This window comes from Nostoc sp. CALU 1950, assembly GCF_051172895.1.
GTDB classification, from domain to species: Bacteria; Cyanobacteriota; Cyanobacteriia; order Cyanobacteriales; family Nostocaceae; genus Nostoc; species Nostoc edaphicum_A.
Genome location: NZ_JBDNJQ010000417.1, coordinates 1 through 609, shown reverse-complemented (window position 1 = coordinate 609; position 609 = coordinate 1). Strand labels below are relative to the sequence as shown.

The window sequence follows — 609 nt, the reverse complement described above, 5'->3', positions numbered from 1 at the left end:
TAGACATCTCCAAAATAGTAACATTCTGTGGTAAAAGAACATCAAAGAGCTTTTTTTACACAGAAACATGAGCGACATACTAAATCACATTAAGGCGAATCCTCAAGAAACAAAGCGGTTAATTGGTCTGGAGTATGAACAGTTACAACAATTAATCCAAAATGCAGAGCGACTATACGATGAAAAACAAGAGTTGTTAGAATCGCAGAAAGTGAGACTGATTGCAGGTGGAGGAGGTAGGAAACCAAAATTATCTATCCAAGAACAAATAATTTTAACCTTGATTTATCTGAGACATATGATGACATTTCAGCTTTTGGGGATTCAGTTTGGAGTCAGTGAGTCCACAGCCAATGATGTCTTCAATTATTGGTTGGCTAACTTGCGAGAATTGTTGCCATCTAGCTTGCTCGAACAAGTAAAAAAAAACGCTGCTGATTATGAAATAGTAAAAGAATTACTCACAGAATATGAATTAATAGTAGATAGCTATGAACAAGTTAGAGAGCGACCTGGAGATAATGAAGAACAAGAAAAATATTTTTCAGGAAAGAAGAGTAACCATACTTTTAAAAGTCAAATAATTGTCTTACCTAATGGCAGTGATAT

At 34.8% G+C, this 609-nt stretch carries 1 protein-coding gene; it reads left to right on the top strand.

What is annotated here, in order from left to right:
- Positions 1-67 precede the first annotated feature (67 nt).
- On the top strand, positions 68-609 hold a 542-nt coding region (locus ABF638_RS38255), incomplete at its 3' end, for a transposase family protein (RefSeq protein ID WP_435027931.1).